22 protein-coding genes are annotated in these 21,809 nt (G+C 36.2%); 11 read left to right on the top strand and 11 right to left on the bottom strand.

Annotation, left to right across the window (positions count from 1 at the left end; translation table 11 throughout):
- The first annotated feature begins 34 nt into the window (after positions 1-34).
- Entirely contained in the window at positions 35-910 is an 876-nt protein-coding gene (locus tag K350_RS0116005; RefSeq protein WP_245598667.1) for a UbiA family prenyltransferase, read from the top strand.
- Here K350_RS0116005 and K350_RS0116000 read toward each other — a convergent pair.
- Positions 907-2,022, bottom strand: coding sequence for an NAD(P)/FAD-dependent oxidoreductase (locus K350_RS0116000; RefSeq protein ID WP_028980768.1), 1,116 nt, complete (start codon positions 2,020-2,022; stop codon positions 907-909). The two genes, K350_RS0116005 and K350_RS0116000, sit on opposite strands and share 4 nt — an antisense overlap.
- Positions 2,023-2,305: 283 nt before the next feature.
- Here K350_RS0116000 and K350_RS0115995 point away from each other — a divergent pair, with 283 nt between their 5' ends.
- A complete protein-coding gene (locus K350_RS0115995; RefSeq protein ID WP_028980767.1) occupies positions 2,306-2,818 on the top strand; it encodes a DUF1802 family protein in 513 nt (170 codons plus the stop codon).
- A 40-nt stretch (positions 2,819-2,858) separates the two neighbouring features.
- On the opposite strand, the gene K350_RS0115990 is transcribed toward K350_RS0115995, so the two are convergent.
- Positions 2,859-3,341, bottom strand: a complete 483-nt coding sequence (locus K350_RS0115990) for a hypothetical protein (RefSeq protein WP_028980766.1) — start codon at positions 3,339-3,341, stop codon at positions 2,859-2,861.
- A 151-nt stretch (positions 3,342-3,492) separates the two neighbouring features.
- Between K350_RS0115990 and K350_RS0115985 the strand changes: the two genes are divergently transcribed.
- Positions 3,493-3,825 carry a hypothetical protein gene (locus tag K350_RS0115985; RefSeq protein ID WP_028980765.1) on the top strand — a complete coding sequence of 111 codons (333 nt, stop codon included), beginning with the start codon at positions 3,493-3,495 and terminating at the stop codon, positions 3,823-3,825.
- A gap of 96 nt (positions 3,826-3,921) precedes the next feature.
- Positions 3,922-4,671 carry a class I SAM-dependent methyltransferase gene (locus K350_RS0115980; protein ID WP_028980764.1) on the top strand — a complete coding sequence of 250 codons (750 nt, stop codon included), beginning with the start codon at positions 3,922-3,924 and terminating at the stop codon, positions 4,669-4,671.
- Positions 4,672-4,787: 116 nt separating this feature from the next.
- On the opposite strand, the gene K350_RS0115975 is transcribed toward K350_RS0115980, so the two are convergent.
- The 3 genes from K350_RS0115975 to rbfA form a co-directional block, all read right to left on the bottom strand.
- Positions 4,788-7,727 (bottom strand): DEAD/DEAH box helicase, encoded by a 2,940-nt coding sequence (locus K350_RS0115975; protein ID WP_028980763.1) that lies wholly within the window; start codon positions 7,725-7,727, stop codon positions 4,788-4,790.
- Positions 7,728-7,821: 94 nt separating this feature from the next.
- Positions 7,822-9,048, bottom strand: a complete 1,227-nt coding sequence (locus K350_RS0115970; protein WP_028980762.1) for an ABC transporter permease — start codon at positions 9,046-9,048, stop codon at positions 7,822-7,824.
- An 18-nt stretch (positions 9,049-9,066) separates the two neighbouring features.
- Complete coding sequence (rbfA, locus tag K350_RS0115965; RefSeq protein ID WP_028980761.1) at positions 9,067-9,453, bottom strand: 30S ribosome-binding factor RbfA; 387 nt, start codon at positions 9,451-9,453, stop codon at positions 9,067-9,069.
- Positions 9,454-9,664: 211 nt separating this feature from the next.
- Between rbfA and K350_RS0115960 the strand changes: the two genes are divergently transcribed.
- Positions 9,665-11,020, top strand: coding sequence for a hypothetical protein (locus K350_RS0115960; RefSeq protein WP_028980760.1), 1,356 nt, complete (start codon positions 9,665-9,667; stop codon positions 11,018-11,020).
- On the opposite strand, the gene rpiB is transcribed toward K350_RS0115960, so the two are convergent.
- The 5 genes from rpiB to prfA form a co-directional block, all read right to left on the bottom strand.
- Positions 11,004-11,444 carry a ribose 5-phosphate isomerase B gene (gene rpiB / locus K350_RS0115955; RefSeq protein WP_028980759.1) on the bottom strand — a complete coding sequence of 147 codons (441 nt, stop codon included), beginning with the start codon at positions 11,442-11,444 and terminating at the stop codon, positions 11,004-11,006. The genes K350_RS0115960 and rpiB overlap by 17 nt on opposite strands.
- Before the next feature lie 79 nt (positions 11,445-11,523).
- A complete protein-coding gene (gene tatC / locus K350_RS29120) occupies positions 11,524-12,342 on the bottom strand; it encodes a twin-arginine translocase subunit TatC (protein WP_342665052.1) in 819 nt (272 codons plus the stop codon).
- 10 nt (positions 12,343-12,352) lie between these two features.
- A complete protein-coding gene (glyA, locus tag K350_RS0115945; protein ID WP_028980758.1) occupies positions 12,353-13,645 on the bottom strand; it encodes a serine hydroxymethyltransferase in 1,293 nt (430 codons plus the stop codon).
- A gap of 165 nt (positions 13,646-13,810) precedes the next feature.
- Positions 13,811-15,121 (bottom strand): hypothetical protein, encoded by a 1,311-nt coding sequence (locus K350_RS0115940; protein ID WP_028980757.1) that lies wholly within the window; start codon positions 15,119-15,121, stop codon positions 13,811-13,813.
- Between the two features lie 90 nt (positions 15,122-15,211).
- Complete coding sequence (gene prfA / locus K350_RS0115935) at positions 15,212-16,282, bottom strand: peptide chain release factor 1 (protein WP_028980756.1); 1,071 nt, start codon at positions 16,280-16,282, stop codon at positions 15,212-15,214.
- Between the two features lie 90 nt (positions 16,283-16,372).
- Here prfA and K350_RS0115930 point away from each other — a divergent pair, with 90 nt between their 5' ends.
- Positions 16,373-16,981 (top strand): hypothetical protein, encoded by a 609-nt coding sequence (locus K350_RS0115930; RefSeq protein WP_028980755.1) that lies wholly within the window; start codon positions 16,373-16,375, stop codon positions 16,979-16,981.
- Between the two features lie 34 nt (positions 16,982-17,015).
- Here the strand turns inward: K350_RS0115930 and K350_RS29115 are convergent, their stop codons facing one another.
- A complete protein-coding gene (locus K350_RS29115; RefSeq protein WP_037575978.1) occupies positions 17,016-17,294 on the bottom strand; it encodes a Kazal-type serine protease inhibitor family protein in 279 nt (92 codons plus the stop codon).
- Between the two features lie 119 nt (positions 17,295-17,413).
- Here K350_RS29115 and K350_RS0115920 point away from each other — a divergent pair, with 119 nt between their 5' ends.
- The 5 genes from K350_RS0115920 (at position 17,414) to K350_RS29105 (ending at position 21,791) form a co-directional block, all read left to right on the top strand.
- Complete coding sequence (locus K350_RS0115920) at positions 17,414-18,340, top strand: dimethylarginine dimethylaminohydrolase family protein (RefSeq protein ID WP_028980754.1); 927 nt, start codon at positions 17,414-17,416, stop codon at positions 18,338-18,340.
- A gap of 29 nt (positions 18,341-18,369) precedes the next feature.
- Positions 18,370-19,671: an arginine deiminase family protein gene (locus tag K350_RS0115915; protein ID WP_051313200.1), complete on the top strand. Its 1,302-nt coding sequence runs from the start codon at positions 18,370-18,372 to the stop codon at positions 19,669-19,671.
- Positions 19,672-19,781: 110 nt separating this feature from the next.
- A complete protein-coding gene (locus K350_RS0115910) occupies positions 19,782-20,186 on the top strand; it encodes a T9SS type A sorting domain-containing protein (RefSeq protein ID WP_028980752.1) in 405 nt (134 codons plus the stop codon).
- A gap of 56 nt (positions 20,187-20,242) precedes the next feature.
- Positions 20,243-20,737: a P-loop nucleotide/nucleoside kinase family protein gene (locus tag K350_RS29110; protein WP_037575976.1), complete on the top strand. Its 495-nt coding sequence runs from the start codon at positions 20,243-20,245 to the stop codon at positions 20,735-20,737.
- A 7-nt stretch (positions 20,738-20,744) separates the two neighbouring features.
- Positions 20,745-21,791 carry a hypothetical protein gene (locus K350_RS29105; protein WP_051313199.1) on the top strand — a complete coding sequence of 349 codons (1,047 nt, stop codon included), beginning with the start codon at positions 20,745-20,747 and terminating at the stop codon, positions 21,789-21,791.
- The last annotated feature ends 18 nt before the right edge of the window (positions 21,792-21,809 follow it).

Raw genomic sequence — 21,809 nt, 5'->3', positions numbered from 1 at the left:
AATTTTATCTATCTTGTTAAAAACTCTTAAAACAATGATGATTCAAAAATCAACATTAATACACTTGAGAATTCCCTTCTCAATTTTTTTGATGCCTTTCTTCATCTTTGCTTTAAGCCAGTCACCAAATCCCAATATACCTTATTTGATTCTTTCATTCATTATAATTCACCTCTTTTTTTATCCCTCGAGTAATGGCTATAACAGCTATTTTGACAAAGATGAAGAGAGTATTGGAGGCATTGAAAATCCACCTCCGGTTTCTAAAGAGTTGTATTATACATCCTTACTATTTGAGTTTATAGCTATTGGTCTTTCATTTATTATAGGATGGCAATTTGCCTTAATGGTCTTTATTGTCGCAATGGCAAGCAAAGCGTACAGCCACCCTTCAACAAGATTAAAGAAATATCCCATAGGTGGACTTCTTGTCGTTTCTTTCTTTCAAGGTATCTGGACTTATCTGATGTCTTATTTGTCAATTAATGGATTATCATATTCTGATGCCAATTTTTATGATCTCATTCTTCCTGCTTCACTTTGTACTATGATCCTTTTAGGATCATACCCTATGACGCAAGTATATCAACATAATGAAGATGGAAGAAGAGGAGATCAGACATTCAGCAGAATGCTTGGAATCAGAGGCACTTTCATCTGGACAGGATTGGTCTTTACAATTGGCTCAGGTGGGTTTGTGTATTATTTTCTTTCAAAAAATCTTCTGATAGCGCTTTACGCTTTCCCTTTATTTATGCTGCCTACATTGGTTTACTTTTTAACCTGGTTTGTAAAAGTCTTAAAGGATGAAAAAGCAGCAAACTTTAAATCAACCATGACACTGAATATGCTATCCTCACTAGGATTTATAGCTTTCTTTATTTTTCTGACTGTTCTTAACTATATCTAGAAGGGCTTACCATGTGTCATTTTTATAAGTTGCCTGGAAACGGGTTTGGCACTATTCAGGAACCTTATAGAAAGTTCTGTCATCAGGTCTTGTCCGAATAACTTTTGTATTTGCCTCCCCACAAACAATCTGGTTGAAAACAATTCATTCCACTTCGATGAATATTGAGCTTCCAAAAGTTGTCTGTCTAAAGATGACTTTACAAAATGTATCGAGATAAGCTCAGAAAGGATCTTTGCAGAATGAATAGCCATCGCCATTCCATTGCCACAAAGAGGAGAGATCATGCCGGCTGCATCTCCGCAAAACAAGAGATGATTGGATACAGCTTCTTTCTTTTCGAAGCTTATTTCATTTATTACTTCCGGCTTTTTATATAGAAAATCAGAATTCTCAAAAATGTACTTTAAATGCCTGTTCCTGAAAAGTACCTCTTTCTCCATCTCATCAATGTTCCCATGATCTTTCAGATTATTTCTTGAACTCAAATAACATAGGCAATATTTATTGTCTTCAATTTTTGATATACCACAGTAACCATCTTTAAAGTTGTGCAAAGCGATCAGATCATCAGGGAACTCAGTTCTGATATGGTATTTCACTCCAATGTAAGGAGACCTTTTAAAGAAAAATTTGCGATTGAGTTGCCTGTCCAGGTTTGATCTTTTTCCAAAACTCCCAACAACGATGCGGGCATAATGCTCTGAGCCATCCTGTAGTTTTATATTGAAGCTATCGCCTTCAAAGTTCACATCTTCAACCTGGCCTTTTAAAAGAAAACTTACTCCTTTTGATTTTGCAAGTTCATATAAAGCGCGATCAAGTGTATAACGACTGAGCCCGAATCCGCCTAGATCAAGTTGCATGTTTACTTCCGCACCAAGCGGAGAAGTAACTTTAAGCCTGCTGATTTCAGAAGGACAAAGATCTGCCAGATTCAATCCTATGGACTGTAAAAATGGTTTTACTTCATTAGAGATGTATTCTCCACAGACCTTATGAAAGGGGTATTCTTTCTTTTCTATCACTAAAACATTATATCCCTTATCTGCAAGGCAAATTGAAGTAATGAGCCCACCGAGCCCTCCTCCTATGATTAGAATATCTTTCAATGTTTTGATAAGCAGTGGTTAATGTATCAAACTTACAATTCCAAAAATAAAATAGGGAATAAAAATGTTTAAATCTGCATTTACTCTATTATTTTTATTCCTGCATTACTGAACGTTTACCAAAAAATAACCAGGATTAAGTATTAAAAGAATGTCCATGTTAATTAACAAATAATAGTTGCAATCAAGTTATTGACTAAAGTGATTAACAGGATTTTTCAATGGGTAACACTTAATTTAAAATAATGCTTAAGTTTTTATAATCACCTATAAAGTTTAAATCATGACTCCTGCATTTAAAGAATGGTCATATATTGTTGAAGCCTTGGGAACAGGGAAGCAGAACATCATCATCCGAAAAGGAGGTATACATGAAGAAGGTTCTGACTTTGAAATTAAGACAAAAAAATTCTTATTGTTTCCTACCCTTTTCCATCAGGCAAAAGACTTGGTAAAAAGTGACTGGTTCGAAGGTTTTGATCCGGATAAGTTTCATAAAGAACAAGATAAAGTAAGAGTTGAGTATTTTGCGGAGATTGCTGACAGCAGGATTATCACAGAGTGGGACACGCTTGTCAAGTTATATCCCTTTCATGCATGGAGCGAGGGAATCATCAAAGAACGATTTGAAAGATGGGAAAAAAGAGCGCATCTATTGATTGTTCAAATATACAAATTGAACGAACCGCAAACTATTGAATTACTGCCGGAATATGGAGGCTGCAAGTCTTGGGTAGACCTGGAGGGAGATTTCAGGTTGGAAGGAAAACCAGTAATAAATAAGATGATTCGTTAGGGAAATAACGAATCATCTTTATTTAACTCATTATAAAATCTTACTTTAATAATTCGAGTGTCTTCTTAATTTCTCCAGCAAATTCATCAACATCCTTCTGACCATTATTTCCCTCGTCCAATTGCCACGATCTTTTCTTGCCATTTTCAGTGAGCTCTACATAAATGGTGCTTTGATCCCCACAACCCGGGCACCCAAAAACGTTCTGCGTTGAATTTCTTAGATATTCAGGAAATTTGTTTCTTAGCTTATGCGAGATAATGTATCTATCCTGGGATAATGGTTTATCACTGAATGTAAATTCATCAGATCCCTTATAATCATTTTTATTAACAGGATAGACTTTTCCATTACGCACAGCATATAAATCGACATAAGTAGACCAGGAAAAGTTATAAACTCCAAAGACAAAATCATAGTGGTCGGCTGTAACTTCAGGATCTTTTTTGCACGAAACAATTGTTAGAAAAATAATTCCAGACAAAAGTAAATTTTTAAAAAATGAAAGTTTTGTTGGATCCATGTTATTTAAATTTTAATATTTTATAAAAATTCTGATAAAAAGATTTAAGGTAAATAAATATACAATGGAAATAGTAAAATAAAGAATTAAGGCTTACAACCTTTTAGTAAAGGACTTATATTTTATAGAAAAGCATTTCACTATTACTAAAATGAAGAAAATTGTAACTGTTATTTTTATAAGCTTATTTTTTGCTGGCTATGCACAATCTCAAAGCTCAGGCATTTACGATAATTATTTTATAAAAAACCAATATGATTTTTTATACTCAAGGAAAATCAGCTATGAAGGTTCTGCTTATAAACATCAGCAATACGATGCTACCCCTTTGAAAAAAAACCTTCAAGGTAAGCCATACAAGATCTACCCTTCAAAGTATTTATATAGAAATTCCTCTCGAAATAGTTCTTGCTACTTTACCGAGCATTTTGTATCTGAAGTGGCAGCACCAATTATAACTGATATTCTTAGAAATCTAAATTGACAATTTCTATTGCTAAAATTTGGGCATGACAATTCACTATGCTTCGTTTTTGATAAATATCCTTTAACTTAACGATTCAATTTTTGCCCTTGCCCAATGCTGCAAATAATTAAGAAAATTTACAAAACTATCCTTTCCGAAAAAACCAGGATAAAACTTCATCATACAAAATTCTTTATAAGAGGTTTCTTTTATTCAGGATCGAAAGTAACATGCGTTTGCTGCAATAAAAATTTTACAAAGTTTCTTCCGCACGGAAATGTAAAAAGACAAAATGCTGTGTGCCCATCCTGCAACACCCTTGAACGCAACAGGGTTTTATATCTTTATTTGAGAGATAGAACAAATTTTATTTATGATAAACTAAGTGTACTTCATTTTGCTCCGGAATACAAACTGGAACAAATATTCCGCAAAAGGAAAAACCTCACCTATATCTCAGGAGATATCAATCCTGAGCTTGCCATGCAACAAGTGGACATACAATCAATTGGCTTTCCGGACAATCATTTTGACGTCATAATCTGCAGCCACGTATTGGGGCATGTTCCTGATGAATTTAAAGCGTTATCTGAGTTAAGAAGAGTAGTAAAGCCTGATGGATCTGTTATCATTATGACAAAAATCTATGAGGATCTTTCAGCCACTTTTGAGGCTTCTGGAATGCAGAATGCCGAGAACCAGGAGATCTTCAGGAAACACGGAAAAGACTTCCCTGAAAGGCTTAAAAATGGTGGTTTTGAAGTAGCGATAATTGACCTGGCCAAAGAAGTGGGGAATTTAGCAGCTGCAAAATATGGGCTGGGAGAAAATGAGCTGATATATCTTTGTAAGCGGAAAGCTTAAAGCGGAAGGCGGAAAGTTTTAAAGCCTACCTTATCGACAGGGAAATGCCAGCATGACATCTCCAGGTGGAATCAAACTTTGTGCTTTTCGCTTTGTGCTTTAAACTTTAACTTCTACTAATCAAAAATCGATTGTATATCTTCTCTGGACAGGTTCTTCACAAAGCTTTCTTCTGTTGTGATAAGCTCTTCTGCAAGCTTTAACTTATTCTTCTGAAGGTTCAATATTTTTTCTTCTACAGTATTCTGAGAAATAAACTTATAGGTAAATACTTTATTCTTTTGACCTATTCTGTAAGCTCTGTCTACTGCCTGCGCCTCAATTGCCGGATTCCACCATGGATCGAGGATGAAGACATAATCAGCAGCAGTAAGGTTAAGACCAACACCACCAGCTTTCAGACTTATCAAAAATACCCGCACCTCTTCATTATCCTGGAAGTAGTCAACCTGCGCCTTTCTATCTTTGGTAGAACCATCAAGATAAGCATACGTGACTTTCTTTTCATCAAGATACTTTCTAAGTATGCTAAGGTGCTTTACGAACTGACTAAATATAAGTATTTTGTGATTCTTGCTAATGGCATTTTCAAGCATGTAAAGGACATCCTCCATCTTGCCTGAATCTCCTTCGTAGTTCTCATCAACCATTAAAGGATGGTTGGCAAGCTGCCTTAATTTGGTAAGACCTTGAAGCAGGAGGAATTGAGAATTTCCAACACCCTTCTCTTCAATAGACTCCAGGATCATGTTCCTGTAGCTTGATTTTACCTTTTCATATTCCGCCTCCTGAGAAGCGGTCATGCGGCAGAACTTAACATTCTCGATTTTTTCTGGAAGGTCTTTTGCTACCTGAGACTTTTGTCTTCTAAGGATAAATGGCTTGATAATAGAGTATAGTCTTTTGATCTTTACATCATCTCTTTTCTTCTCAATCGGATTCAGGAATTCATTTCTGAAGAAAGACTGACTTCCCAATAAACCAGGATTGGCAAAGGTAATCTGAGACCAGAGATCCATAGTACTGTTTTCAATAGGAGTACCGGTAAGAATCAGTCTGTGAGTAGACTTGAGGTCACGAACGGCTTTGGCAATATTGCTGTCAGGGTTTTTGATGGCCTGCGATTCGTCGAGAATAATATAGTTGAAATAGTAATTCTTCAGATGCTCTATATCTATCCTAACTGTTCCGTATGAAGAAAGAACAAGATCATAAGATTCAAACTGCTCAACATTCTTATCTCTTCCTGTTCCTGTATAGTTCAATATTCTCAAGGAAGGAGTAAACTTACGTGCTTCCATTTCCCAGTTATATAACAAGGATGTCGGCATTATAAGCAGCGTTGCGCTTGTCGCACCATTTTCCTTTAATGATTGAAGAAAAGCTAGCGTTTGCACTGTCTTTCCAAGACCCATGTCATCAGCAAGACAGCCACCGAACTTATACTTATAAAGGAATTGCATCCAGTTGTAACCTGCCTTCTGATAAGGTCTTAGTTCACCAAGGAACCCTTCAGGAATCGGATGGTCTTCTATCTCTTCAAACTCCTTAAGCTTTTCAAGCTTCTGACTGATTGTAACCTTCGCCAGGTTCCCACTATGCAGTTCCTGTACAAGTGCAAGATGGTGCTTCTTCAGCTTAAGATCATTCTCATCACTCGGATCTTCCATGAAGGCGAACAGCTCTGCATACTGCGTAAACCATTCTTCAGGAATGACAGCTATTTCTCCGTTAGGAAGAGCAAACTCCTTCTTCTTTCTAAGAATGTAACTACGAAGTTTTAAGAAAGGAATTTCAAAATCACCGAATTTTACTGTAACATGTATATCAAACCAGTCCTGGTTTTCTTTAACTTCTAAGTTGATAGAGGTTTCACCAACAAAATACCTCTTGTTATCTTTTACATTCTGTCGAACAACAAAGTTTTTAGCTACCAGTTCATCTCTATAGCGATTCATCCACGCAAAAGCTTCAAACCTTTCAAGCATAAGCTTGCCGTTTTTCAGCTCAAGGCCAAGATCTCTGAGTTCTACGAGAATTGATTTTTCCCAATCCATAGACCTTTTCACCTTATGAAAAACATAAGAGTCTTTGGTCTTTTCCATTTTCACATAATTGCTTCCATTGACATCTGAATTGAATGTAAAGTTGCCATACTGAAAAGCAAGGTTAAATACAATCTTACAATCATCTGCTTCCTGCACGTCTACATCACCAGAGCCCGCGCTAAATAGGTTCAGGCTCTTGCCTGCAGTAGCGAGTTCGGTAAATGTAATAACAGGTTTCGGTTCATAATCTTCTGCAAAGATTTGAAAACCCTTAGCATGAACATCAAAAGTTGCAATAAGCGGTGTTACAAACTTCTCATAGTAGGTATCTTCCATTTTCCTTGGCACCACTATGAATTTCTTGTTAAGGAAAGGTTTTAACTTATTGCCATCTACGTCTTTTTTAAAGCTGTAGACTTTATCACCAACCAATAGCCATGCGGGTGAGTTACAAATGATGATGGCGTTCTTATATTGGAATTCTACTTTTTCTCCTTCGTATTTAATTGTCGGGAAATAGTGTGTATTATCTTCATTCCTCATGAAATGAAATAATACTGAAGCTTTCTCAGGAGCCAGATGAATGCGCTTCCAGGTCGATTCTCCATCGTTACCCATTTCAAAGACCATTTTATCATGAAGCAAATCAAGGATTTCAGCCTTTCTGTGTTCAATATAATCCCCTATAGCTTCCTGAAGCAGGGCATCCCCCTTGTCTTTATTATATACTTTAAGGAAAAATTCAGCGGGAGTAACTTTTTTATTGTAAAACTTCTTAAGGATTGCATCCTGTTGAATGCTATCGGTAAGATGTATCAGTTTAAAATCTATCTCATTTAAACCTGCTGAAAACTCTTCTGCATTTTTTGAAGAAATATTCTGATGCTTGAACGTAAGCCTTCCATTGGCATCCAATTGAACCACATACGATTCAAAAAGATACCCCAGGTATTCATGCTCAAACAATGAATAGATTATTTGGAACGGTTCGGCAGTTGAGACTTTCATTTCGGATTAAACAAGTATACAATATACTAAATTCAGTTTTATTAGAAATGAAAAAGAGAAGATAATTATACACAAAACTGAATCGTCCTGATTCTTAAATATTTTCCCTGATGCTTACCTGAATGGCTCTGGTTGCGGGTCTTACAGAGGCTAAAAAGGTAATCACAATAATTGTGATACCAGTACTTATAAAATCGGTGACTTCCATTTTAACTGGATATGCATCCACAAGCGATGTTTCCATACCCATAGAAACCATTCCAAATTGTTGTTGTGCAATGCAAAGACCAATACCTAAGACAAGTCCTAAAATAGCTCCGGTAAATGCAATCATAGCGCCTTCAGTAAGAAAAATTGCCCTTACCATATTTGGCGTTGCTCCTAATGAATAAAGTATAGCAACATCGCGTTTCTTATTAATGGCAAGCATTGTAAGACAGAAAAATATATTCATAGATGCAACAGCCAGGATAAATGAAATAGTAAAAAACATAAACAGTTTTTCAATTTTAACAGCCCGAAGCAAGCTTGCATGCTGCTCATCACTGTTCTGTACCAGAAAGTCCTCTCCAAGCAATTCTCTCAATTGATCTCTTACTTTATTTATCTTAAAGCCATCTTTTATCTTTATCTCCAAAGAAGTCCTTTTGTTTCCATAGTTCAGAAGCCTTTCAGCAAAATCCAGCGGTACGAAAATATAATTATCGTCATACTGCTTTTCAATTGCGAAGACTGCTCCCGCCCTTATATTTTCTCTGCTAAAGACTTTATCAGGACTTAAAGATGCAACAGCTTTAATATTTTTTGGATACCATACCTGTAAAGGGTTGATCTCGCTATTTAGAGATATAGCCAGGTTATATTGAATTCCACGTCCAATGATCGCATAGTCTTTTCCATTGTCATGGAACTTCAGCTCTCCTGCCACAATCATGGAATCCAATCTCTTTTGCTTCAGAAAGCTGTCGGAAACCCCTTTCATTTTCACCACCATCTGATCTTCCTTGTATTTGACAAGCACATTGTCTTCTATTACTTCCGTAATAATGGCGATACCTTCCCTGGATTTGAGCTTATCCAGAAAATCATGGTCAACTGTAAAAGATTTTCCCTGTACAGCAGAAATCTTCAATTGCGGATCAAAAGTATTGTAAAGTGATCGGATAAGATTTTCCAATCCATTGAATACGCTTAATGCTACCACCAAAGACATGGTTACAAAAGCAACCACAAGGATGGAGAGCAGAGAAACTATATTGATAAAATTAATTTTCCTGCCAAATAAAAAATAGCGCCTTGCAATGAAAAAGGGTACACTCAAAATTGTAGGGATTTAAAATTATTCTTCTTCGTTTTCTCCATCCTCTTTTTTCGCCGGAGGTATTTCAAGTCCGGAAAGGATCTTATCTATATTAGCGGCATACTCAACTGTATCGTCGATATGAAAAACGAGTTGAGGAACTATTCGAAGCTGTTTTCCGACCTTTTCCCCCAGCATTTTCCTTACCTGCTTTGTATTTTCTCTGATATTCTGAAGGATGGCACTCTGATTATTACTTTTCAGAAAGCTTAAATAAATTGAAGCAACCCCAAGATCCGGGCTGATTTTTACATGTGTAACTGTAATAAATGCTCCCCCAAATATCCCTTTGGTGTCTCTCTGAAAAAGTTCGCCCATTTCTTTTTGTATTAGCCTGGAAACTTTTTGTTGTCTTTTGCTGTCCATTTTCCGTATCGATGAAGGATGATTTATTTAATGGAAATTATTAAAATTATATCCATTAAATGAACAAGTAGTTATATTTACTTCAAACTTAGTTTTAATTAACAAGTTTTAATCGAAAATTAACAAATAATCTTTTGCCTTGGTTAGATTTTTCAAAACTTTTGATCCCTTTCGCTTAGGGATTGTAGTTATTATATTTCTGATAATCAGAATGTCATTCTTACTAAATGGCAGTCCTCTGCTTCTCAGTGAAATCAGTTGGCTCACAATAGGAGAAAAGTTGAATTCCTCGACTTCAATGTACCGAGACATCTGGTATCCTGCAGGGCCATTAGCATCTTCAATTTATTATTTCCTGAATCTGATCTTTGGAAAATCCCAAACCGCTCTTTGGATTACATCTACTCTTTTTGTGATTTTCCAGGCCGTTATCTTCAATTTAATCTTAAATGCAGTTGGAGCCCTGAGAGACAGAAGCGTCTTACCGGCTCTGTTCTATTTCCTCTTTGCTACTTTATTCTTCGATTTTAATACTTTGTTTCCCGTTTTGCTGGGAACTACCTTTCTGCTGATAGCCCTATTTCTTATATTCCAACAGCTTCGTAATGATCTGAAAGAAGAGCATATGCTCTATTCTGGAGTTTTTATAGGAATTGCAGCATTATTTAGCATTCAACTAGGGCTTTTCTTTTTCTTTGCATTTCTTTCGTACTTATTCTTTGGCGTTTTGAATCTTAGAAAGTTTCTTCTGTTAATTGTAGGATTCGCATTTCCGTTTTTGATTGCCTGGACTTACTATTTCCTTAAAAACGGATCTTCTGAATTTGTCACCTACTATGTACTTTCTTTTGTCAATTATAAAAAGACTATTTACGGTAGCCTTCAGCTCTATATTTTAATTTTATTGACCCCGGCAATAATGATGCTTTTCTCATTCTTCATTATAGCTAACTCTTCACGTTATGTTAATTTTCAGTACAATCTCATCAAATCCATGTTGCTTTGGATAATTTTTGGGGTATTTTCACTGGCTTTATCAAACAATCTGACTCCCTCCTCCACCTTTATATTTGTGCCAGCGCTGGCTTTTTTTGCTTCTCACATGTTTTCCCTTATAAGACACAAAGTGTTTTCGGAGTCCTTTTTTGCAGGAACCATCATCTTCATCTTAGGGATAAGTTTTATATTTTCATCAAAAGCTTCGATGAGCAACAAAACATGGAATATCAACTCTATGGTAGCTTCTCCGCTACAAAGTCCATTTGACGGAATAAAAGGGAAGAAAGTATTGGTTTTGGGAAAATTTCCGGAGATGTATATTAACAATACACTTGCTACACCATACCTTGATTGGCAATTGGCTGAAAAAAGGTTTGACAATCTTAATAACTTTGAAAATATTTCAGGGATATACAGAGACTTTTTAAGGGATTCACCGGATTTTATTGTTGACAAAAGTAATCTTGCAGAAAAGATATTTGCCAAAATTCCATCATTAGGGGCAGCTTACAAAAAAGTAGATGAAGGGCTATACGAAAAAGTACAGCCCATTAATAGCATTTATTAATTTTATCAACTCTGTTCTGATGTCTTCCTCCTTCAAAAGGTGTTTCGATGAAAGTCTGAACAAATTTCTTTGCATCTCCCAGCTCAATAAACCTTGCAGGAAGGCATAGTACGTTTGCGTCATTATGTTGTCTCGCAAGCGCAGCAAGATCATTCGTCCAGCAAAGCGAAGCTCTTATATCTTTATATTTATTTGCTGTAATTGCAACTCCATTTCCACTTCCGCAAATCAGAATTCCAAAATCAAACTCTTTGCTTTCCACTGCCTGAGATAATGGATGTACAAAATCCGGATAGTCAACAGAAGCTTCACTGAATGGTCCAAAGTCTTTTACCTCGTAACCTTTGCTTTGAAGGTCCGCTATTATTTCCTTTTTATAAGCGTATCCGGCATGATCACCACCTAGCGCTATTTTTTTAATCATTTGGGTATTTATATTTAATTATCTAAATATTGATAAAAATGAAAGTCCTGCTTTTTAACAAAGCAGGACTTAATATTTCTTATGAGTATGTTAACTCTTGCATTTCTTCTTTCTTCCTTCTCTTCTTGTTTACACTAGCAGAGATAAAGATACTTATTTCATACAATACAAAAAGTGGCAGAGAAATTATTATCTGACTAAGAACATCAGGAGGAGTAATGATCGCTGCAACTGTTAAGATCACAACTATTGCATGCCTTCTGTAAGTTCTCATAAAATCAGGAGTCATTACACCCAATTTGGATAGGATAAATACAGCCACAGGCAATTGAAACATCAACCCGCTACCGAGGACCATCATAGTAAGGGTAGAAATATATGATGCTAGGTCAAAATTGTTTTCTATGCTTGGGTCAAGGGAATAATTTGCAAGAAAGTTAATAGACATCGGAGAAACAATGTAATAACCAAAAAGCACCCCTGAAACAAATAATACAGTTACATAGAACAGGAGACCACTTGCTGCGCTTTGCTCTTTCAGATACAATCCCGGCTTTATAAAGCTCCAGATTTCCCAGAATGTATAAGGGAAAGCAAGAATAAGCCCAATTACAAATGCTGCATTGATGTGCATTGTAAACTGACCTCCTAATGTCCTGTTTTGGAGAGAAAAGTTCATCTTTTCAATACACAAATCCGGACCAAGTTTGCAAAGCATTCTGTAAGTCCAGAAATCTGTTTTGGCTGGTCCCAGAATGACCGTCTGAAAGATGAAATCCTTTGCTAGGAAAGCAACCAAAGAGAATACAACAATTGATATTAACGATCTAATGAGATGCCACCTCAATTCCTCAAGGTGATCGAGAAATGACATCTCTTTATTCTGAGCTTTTGCCACAAATTAGTTTTTATACGTAAAGAGGAAAGTCTTCCATCCAGTGGTTGATGTCTTTTTTCACCTTCTGGATAACCTTTTGATCTTCATTGCTCATCAATACTGTGTCGATAAGCTCAACGATTTTTTCCATATCGGCTTCTTTCATACCTCTGGTGGTAACAGCGGCTGTACCAACTCTCATTCCGGAAGTAACAAACGGAGATTTGTCATCAAACGGAACCATGTTTTTATTTATTGTAATATCTGCCTGTATAAGTGTATTCTCTGCAAACTTACCTGTCAAACCTTTAGATCTAAGATCGATAAGCATTAGGTGATTGTCTGTACCACCTGAAATGATCTCATATCCTCTCTTCTTAAATGCATCAGCCATTACCTGGGCATTCTTCTTCACTTGCTTAGCATACTCTAAATAATCATCAGAAAGTGCTTCGAAGAAAGAAACTGCTTTTGCAGCAATTACGTGCTCAAGCGGACCACCTTGTACTCCTGGGAAAACAGCCATGTCCATAACGTTAGACATCATTCTGATTTCACCTTTAGGAGTTTTAAGACCCATTGGGTTTTCAAAATCTTTACCCATCATGATGATACCACCTCTTGGACCTCTAAGAGTTTTGTGAGTAGTAGAAGTAACAAAATGACAATGAGGAACTGGATCGTTCAATAATCCTTTAGCTATAAGTCCGGCTGGGTGAGCAATATCTGCAAGCAATACAGCACCTACTTTATCTGCAATTTCTCTGAAACGTTTGTAATCCCAGTCTCTTGAATAAGCAGAAGCACCGCAAACGATCAATTTCGGTTTTTCTCTTAATGCTATTTCTTCAACTTTATCAAGATTAATTATTCCGGTTTCTTTTTCAACTCCGTAGAATACAGGTTTGAAATACTTACCTGAGAAGTTTACAGGCGAACCATGAGAAAGGTGACCACCGTGAGAAAGGTCAAATCCTAGTATCGTGTCTCCAGGAGTAAGGCAAGCAAGGAACACAGCCATATTTGCCTGTGCACCAGAGTGCGGCTGCACGTTTGCCCATTCAACTTTAAATAATTTCTTTAGTCTGTCAATAGCCAATTGCTCTGAAAGGTCTACAATCTCGCATCCGCCATAATATCTTTTGCCTGGCAGCCCTTCTGCATATTTGTTTGTTAATACGCTACCCATAGCCTCCATTACCTGGCGAGAGGTAAAATTCTCAGAAGCAATAAGTTCAACACCACTCTCCTGTCTTCTTTTTTCGCGGGCAATTAGATCAAAGATTTGATTATCCCTTAAGGCAGATATTATTGTAGTTTCCATGAAAGAGTTTTTGATTATTTGATATAATTATCAAAATTAACTTAAAGTGCGTTAGGAACAAAGAATTTCCGATTCCAAGATGCCTTTTAAGCTAAATTTTACTGATTTTATGATCGTTAAATAATTGTATTGAAGGAATTACAGCTGTTTATTTTTTGAAGAAAATCACCTTTCATAGGCTCCTAAATCCGCTTTTTCATCTCTGCTCTTATCATCAAGGTCTTTTAATATACCTAAATTAGTGCCTGTATCAATTGCTGGAGAAAGGCTATCGGGATGAAAATCCTCCCGAAACGGACTTTTGAATTGAGGGTCTTTTGAAATAAGATCATTGCCGGGAACTGGCTGAGAATTTCTAATGATGGAATTGGTGACAATAAAATCACCTCCGGGAGCTACTTCATAACTTCTATCACCCCAAATGATACTGTTTTCAATTCTTGTTTTTCCATTTGATTGTGAAAAATCCAATAATGGATAATCCCTGAAAAATGAAAATGAATAACCTGCCAAAGTGAAATGTCTGACATATACTGTTTCATTTCCTTTGGAAAGAATACCATTCCCCAGAATATTATAAGCCAAGTCATTCCATAAATAAGTATCTGCCTCCAAAGAAAAGCCCTCATTTTTCATATTTCTCACTACAGAATTGGACAATATCAACTCAGGAATGGTGTCATTATCCGGCACTGTTTCCTGACTGATGCCGGTATCGGCATTTTCTATTATGGAAAAATTGATTCTATTGTTTCTACTTTTGGCAGTAAACTGTATTCCTGCCCATTGACCAGGCTGATCTTCATAAATTTTCCCTCTTTTATCCGAACCAAAAAACACCTCTTTTCCCTTCTCTCCATTGACAATCAATGTTCCATCTACTTTCATTGAAGCATCATTGTGAAAGAGCACTTTTGTCCCTTTTTCAATTGTAAGCTTGCAACCTTCAGGAATGGTGACATGATTATAGATTACAAAAGGTTTTCCGGCCTTCCAGGTGGTATCACACCCTGTTTGAGCATTAATAAAGAAGTTTGCATTCTGGGCAAAACTTTCCAGTGCTACAGACTGAACGTTACCATTGGTATTAAAAAGAATTTTATCAGAGACAACATATGCATTCGCAGTATCAGTCGACTTCAACAATACAGATATGAGAATATAAATGCTGTCTTTCCCCCTGATTTCAACATCGGAATCAGAAAATGATTTTTTACCATTTATGATTAATGAATATGGTGAATTAGCAAGTCCTTCCAGCGAAATATGACTCACCTTAACAGCATTTTTATTGTGGTTATAAACCAAAAGTCTTTTTGTAATATTCGGAACGGAAGTAAAAAGAGTATCAAAAAAAATAGTGTCTCTTGAAAAAGATAGTTTTACAGAAGGATCTGAAGTCAGCTTTTCATCTGCTTTTTTACAGCACACGAGAAAACATAAAATGCTTAGAAAACAAATAGCAATATTCTTCATTCTGATCGGATAAATCCTAAAAAAATAACGTTGAATTTTGAAAAGTCATATCCAAAATCCAACGTTAAAATTTGATTTTTATTCTAAAAATTATTTAGCTCCTTCTTTCAATCTCTCTGCATTCTCAGCGATACGAAGTTGCTCTATGAAATCTTCAATATGACCATCCATTACAACCGGCAGGTTATAAACAGTATAACCTATTCTGTGGTCAGTAACACGACCTTGAGGATAGTTATAAGTTCTGATTTTATCTGATCTGTCACCGCTACCAACAAGAGATTTTCTCTGAGCTCCGATTTCGTCATTTTGCTTCTGAAGCTCAATTTCGTACAATCTTGAACGCAATACTTTCAGAGCTTTATCGAAGTTCTTAATCTGAGATTTTTCATCCTGACACTGTACCACCACACCAGTAGGAATATGTGTAAGACGAATAGCTGAATAGGTAGTGTTTACAGACTGACCACCAGGACCAGAAGAGCAGAAAGTATCTTTTCTGATATCATTCATGTTGATATCAACTTCCACATCCTCAACTTCCGGAAGAGCCACAACAGTAGCCGCAGAAGTATGTACACGACCCTGAGTTTCGGTAGCCGGTACTCTTTGTACTCTGTGCACTCCAGATTCAAATTTCAGTTTACCATAGACATCTTCACCTGCAACAGTACAGATGATCTCTTTGTAACCACCTGAAGTTCCTTCGGTATAATCCAGAAGTTCAAGTTTCCAGCCCATAATCTCAGCCAGACGCTGATACATTCTGTGTAAATCTCCTGCAAAAATTGCAGCTTCGTCACCACCAGTACCTGCGCGGATTTCAAGAATAACGTTTTTGCTGTCATTAGGATCTTTCGGGATAAGCATTTCTTTGACAAGCTCTTCCATCTTATCCTTTTCCGGAACCAATTCATCCAGCTCTGTCTTTGCCATTTCTCTGAAATCAGGATCTTTCTCTGTTTCAAGTACTTTTTTGGCGCTATCGATATTATCCAGAATTCCTTTATACTTTTTATAGACCTGCACTATCTTCTCCAGTTCCTTATATTCTTTTCCCAGTGCGGAATATTTTTTCATATCTGCCATTGCCTCAGGCTGAATAATTAATTCAGAAACCTCCTCAAATCTTTTTTTAATGGCCTCGAGCTTATCAATCATGTTTTTTTAGAAATTTGCGTTTGCAAAGATAATAAAATCTAAGAATAGAAAGTGACTGTATTCAAACACAAAAAGAAAGGGTTTTGTCCCATGAAATTCAATTTATTTGCCATTTGGGCTTTATTTATAGTAATACTCTCCGCCTGCAACGAGAATTCCGTTGATACCAAAGGAATTTCGGAAGAGCTTCAAAAAAGAAAAATTGTGAGGATTACAGAATCGGAGATCTTTGACATGGCAAATAAAACCGGTGAAAATGCAATCCGGAAGATCAATGAATCTTCAAAAAAGGAATTTGAAGCGCTTATAGTGGCTAAAAAAACCGAAGAAGCTGTTCGAGTTTGTAGCTATGCATCAATTAATAACCTCGATTCTCTGGCAAAAGCGATTGATGTCCTCAAAATCAACAAAATAGACACCAATTTTAAAAGTAAAATCCTTTTATCCGAAATAGAAACTCAACTTTTAGATGCTTATAAATACAATAGAGAAAATAAACTGGAAATGAAGCCCAACCTTCAGGCGGTAAATGATACGCTCTTTGTTTATATGGCTCCAATATTGGCATCCAAAGAATGTATTGCCACATCAAGCCAAACAAAAAGCACCTTAATTAATGAATTTCAAGGAATTTGGAGTGTCTATATTAAGAAAAGAGATATTGTTTTAGCCATTCAAAATGAGCCGAAAAAAAAATAGACGTTTGGCCTGATAAATTTCGGGTCAAATTTTTTTATCTGCATTCTCCCTTAATAAATTTTGTAACACCTGCCTTTTCTGCATAACAGGTATTAGGATAATTTTTGCCGTTGCATCCACAAACGGGATCGTATATTTCTATGCAAACTGTTTCCGGATTTATTTTTGTGGAATCAATACAGGCTTCAGTTCCAAGCTGAAAAGGTTCTTTTTGGCCCTCTTTTTCAGATGTATCTTTTGTGGTTCCATTGCAGGAAAACAAAATAAAAAATAGTACTATGCGATAACCCTGATTCACAATAGATCTGATCATTTTCGTTGTTAGTGTAAAGGTAAAACTTTTGTTTAGGGAAACTGTTCATCATTTAATTCGAACAGATCTAAAACTCAACACTTTTAAAATACGTTTTAAATCAAAGGAGGAGCATAGTTATGATTTACACTCAAAAAAAAGTTTACGATCACAATTTACACTTTTCTCTTGATGAAATCCCCCCGAGGGTTGAGCCAAGAAAAGTTCTAATGGCTAGTCCGGAATATTTTGATATCATAGATGTCAAAAATCCACACATGGAAAAAGGCCTAGGAAACATGGACAAGGAACTAGCAACAAGTCAGTGGGAGAGCGTCCGCAATGAATATGTGCGACTTGCAGAGCTTGGTATACTTGATTCTGTAAATGTAATTTCAGGCGTTCCTGGTTGTGAAGACATGGTATTTGCTGCCAACCAGACATTTCCATGGAGAGATGAATCAGGGAAAAAAGAAGTGATTCTCAGCAAAATGAGACACTGCTCCAGACAGAAAGAAGTGCCTTATTTTGAAGAATTCTTTCGGGATGAGGGATACAAAATAAATAAACTGGTAAAAACAACTCTTTTTGAAGGAATGGGTGACCTGATACCTCATTATGGCAAAATGCTCCTTTACGGTGGTTATGGTTTCCGTTCGGAAAAAAACGCTTATGACGAAATTGCTCAGTTATTGAATGTGCCAATAGTCGCTCTTGAACTTATTAATGAAAACTTCTATCATCTAGATACCTGTTTTTTACCTCTTGATGAAGAAACTGTATTAATATGCGCCGAGGCATTTACAACAGAAGGTTTGAAGACAATTAAAAAAATGTTCCGAGAAGTAATTGCCATCCCTGTGCATGAAGCTGCACAAAATTTTTCCCTGAATGCTCATATTATCAATGATCAGATAACAGGCAAGAAAGTTGCGCTTATGCAAAAAGGAGGCATTATCACTTTTCACCATTTAGTAAAAAAAGGATTTGAAGTAATTGAAGTGGACACTTCGGAATTTATTAAATCCGGTGGAAGCGTATTCTGTATGAAGATGATGGTTTATTAACCTCATCTTCTCATCTAAAACCATGTTTTATGCGATTTGACCAGGGCCAAGTTAAGGATATAGATAATTCTGTCATCCGTGTCGCTTCCGACATCGGAGCACTAAAATCGGTTCTGATCCACAAGCCGGATGAAGGAATTGAAAAAGTAACACCATCAAAGGCTGTTGACCTTTTATATGAGGACATTGTGTACCTTCCTAAAATGGTTGAGGAACATCAGGTCTTCACAAATTTGCTTGGCCATTTTATAGGTGAAAAAAACGTACATGATTTTTCAAACCTTTTAAGAGACATCCTGAAGCAAGACGATATTAAGAAAGAACTGGTAGCAGTAGTTTGCAGACTTGAGCACTGCGATGAAAGGGTAAAACAGTTTCTGATCAATGCAGAACCGGAAGTATTAGCCAATACACTGATATCAGGAGTATACCATAACAAAAAAGAAATCTCAATTTTCTTGCCTCTTCCTAATCTCATTTTTACAAGAGATCTGGGAACAGTCATCAACAACCATCTACTGATAGCACAAGCTTCCAAAAGAGCACGTTCTAGAGAATCCATACTTTCGTACTTTGTATTTCATTACCATCCACTGTTTTCGGCAGTAAACAAAAGCAACAAACTCTTCGGGATCTCAGACAACGTGGAGGAGCTGGTTGACAATAACAATGGTCACCTTGGAGTATTCTCTGTAGAAGGAGGTGATGTAATGATGGTAAATGAAAACCATTTACTAATAGGTACTAGCGAAAGGACCTCTGAAATGGCTGTTGAGAGAATAATCAGGAAAATCTTCGAACACAAAATTGTCAGTGAGATAACAGTTGTAAATCTTCCCCCACTGAGGTTTTGCATGCATTTGGATACTGTTTTTACAATGGCAAAAAGAAATCAAAGTGTGGTTTTTGCTCCTTTGATTATGCAGGAAGGTAAAATGAAAATACAACATTACTCTGCCAATAGCCAAAAACCAATTGTGGCAAAAAGTCTAAGCACGATATTAAAAGACATTTATCCAGACTGGCAGTTCATTCTTTGCGGAGAGGGTAAGTCTCCCTTTGAAGAAAGGGAACAGTGGACCGATGGCTGTAACTTGTTTGCTGTCCGGGAGGGTGTTGCATTCACTTATGACAGGAATCTGAAAACAAACAAAGCACTGCAGGAAGCCGGGTATCAAGTTGTCAAGGCATCGGAATTGCTTCAGGAACTTAGAAGTGGAAAGATTTGCCAGGAAGATATTCAAAATACAATCATCAATCTACCATCAGCTGAATTGTCAAGAGCGAGAGGTGGTCCGCATTGCATGACAATGCCACTTTGCAGGGGGTGACAATTTTCATATTGATTATTTATTGGCTGATAATTTTAATAATTAAGACCTATTTACAAAATTTGCGAACAAACGATTCAATAATCGTTTCTAAAGCTTAAATTTGCCGAATGAGGTTCCTAAAATACGTCACATTTTTTTTCTTCTTCCTCCTGATACACAGGAACGGCTTCTGCCTGCAGGAAGAATATATTGACGGAAATGATACTTATGATACATCTTTTTCTCCTCAAAACTTTCATTTCCAATTTATTGATCAGGAACAACTTAAGCTCAGCATAACACCGAATCCTGTAGAAGGTACATTACAATTATCATTGAAATCAAGTGTTTCCGACGAAGCACAGGTGCTCATCTACAACTCTTTAGGAGTCTTAATCAAAGAAGTTTATATAACTTTTAACAACGGTACAAGTCAGTTTGAAATTCCCGTTTCCAATATCCATCCTGGTCTTTACTTTTTAAGTATTAAAGGCAAAATAGTTAATACAACAGGTCGATTTATAAAAAGGTAGCTATCCTCTCTCACTGCTTTATCTCAACCTTTTAAAAGGTTCTCTGTTTCATTTTCATGGTCATAATCATTGCAGGCCTTCCAGGTTCCGGTAAATCTTTCTTTGCGGAAAAATTAGCTAAGCTTATTGATGCAAGATATCTCTCAAGTGATATTATAAGAAAGGAACTGTTTCAGAATCCTGATTACTCAGAAGAGGAAAAGGAAGCTGTTTATTCAGAAATGAGATTACGGATGAATAAGATCCTATTTGGAAAAAAGGATGTTATTCTGGATGCTACTTTTATTAAAGATGATTTAAGAAAATCATTTTGCAAGGAATGTATACCTCATAAAATCACTTGTAAGACTATTATTATAAGTGCCAATGAAGAGGATATAAAACTTCGGGTCTCTCAGAAAAGACCGTTCAGCGATGCTGATTATTCAGTATATCAGAAAATGAAAGAGCAGTTTGAATTACCTCAGACAGAATTCCTGAAGCTTGACTCTTCACATGATGATATTAACCTAATGCTTACCAAAGCAGTTGCATACTTAAATGCACATTGAAATTTTCATGGAAAAAGAACAATTGGATAAAATAATTTTACCTGATCATTCAAGCCCAATTTCTGTTACCGAAACCTCTATTTCCTGGGTCCTATTCTCAGAAAATAGAGCCTTTAAAATCAAGAGGCCGGTTGAAACTTCATTTCTTAATTTTACATCTTTAGAAAGCCGAAAATATTTTTGTGAAAAGGAGCTACTACTAAATCAAAGATTCTCATCAGATATATACATATCTGTTCATCCAATAAGAATAGTCAATGCGCGTCTTCAGATAGGAGCAGAAAATGGAGAAATCATTGATTATGCAGTTGAAATGAGGAGACTTCCTGAAGGAAAGGAATTAAACAATCTTCTTTTAAAAGAAGAGGTAGCAGAAAATGATATTCGCAATATCGCTGAAGCTATTGCGGAATTTCATTTTTCATCAAACCCTTTAATCATAAATAATCAAAGTGACCTGATTAAAGATAAAACCAAAGACCTCCTCAACTATTCAGCAATATTTAATAAAATTGATCCGGCCAATAAGGACTTTATTGATACAAGTACCAGCTATTGCCTGCAGTTTATTCAGCACTTTAAAAAATTTCTCGAATTCAGAATGCAGCAAGGATATGTCAGAGACTGTCATGGCGATCTTCATACAGGAAACATCTTTCTCCTTAATAAACCTATACTGTTCGATTGTATTGAATTTAGCGATTCGTTGAGGCAAATAGATGTAATGGAAGAGCTTGCCTTTCTTTCCATGGACCTCGACAGTTATGGAAGGAAGGATTTTGGAAAATTGATTCTTGAATATTATAATATATTCAATCCGGCAATAAGAAGCCCTGAGGAATATTTGCTATTTTTATTCTACAAGTATTATAAGGCCGGAGTCAGGGCTAAAGTTATGGCAGTACAATGGATAAGAGAAAAAGATAGCGAAAACAAAGTACAGATAGAATTACAAATGCAAACTTATATAAAACTAATGCATGAGTATTTTAATCAATTGCAAAAGGACTTCAATACAACCTATCCTCAAACTTCTCTGTCTACAATTCTTTGAAAAAAAGAAAAGTTTAAC

The organism is Sporocytophaga myxococcoides DSM 11118 (genome assembly GCF_000426725.1).
Taxonomy (GTDB): Bacteria; Bacteroidota; Bacteroidia; order Cytophagales; family Cytophagaceae; genus Sporocytophaga; species Sporocytophaga myxococcoides.
Note: the sequence above shows the minus strand (reverse complement) of the source record. Positions and strands in the feature narration are given on the sequence as shown.